This is a genomic window from Pseudoalteromonas sp. S554 (assembly GCF_005930865.1).
Taxonomy (GTDB): Bacteria; Pseudomonadota; Gammaproteobacteria; order Enterobacterales; family Alteromonadaceae; genus Pseudoalteromonas; species Pseudoalteromonas marina.
The window spans coordinates 1-202 of the sequence record NZ_PNDV01000134.1; the positions used below are offsets into that span (position 1 = coordinate 1).

Here is a 202-nt window from a genome sequence, read left to right on the forward strand (position 1 = left end):
TTGGCTGGGATACCAGGATTTGAACCTGGGAATGCCAGGATCAAAACCTGGTGCCTTACCGCTTGGCGATATCCCAACAAAGAAATATTTGATAGTTTTAGTTCTAATCAAGAACGTGGTGCGGAAGGAGAGACTTGAACTCTCACATCCTAAGATACTGGAACCTAAATCCAGCGCGTCTACCAATTCCGCCACTCCCGCA

General features: G+C 47.0%; 2 tRNA genes. Both read right to left on the bottom strand.

Annotated features, from left to right (window positions below):
- Position 1: 1 nt before the first annotated feature.
- Positions 2-76, bottom strand: a tRNA-Gln gene (locus tag CWB65_RS19155).
- 40 nt (positions 77-116) lie between these two features.
- Positions 117-201, bottom strand: a tRNA-Leu gene (locus tag CWB65_RS19160).
- Position 202: the final 1 nt, after the last annotated feature.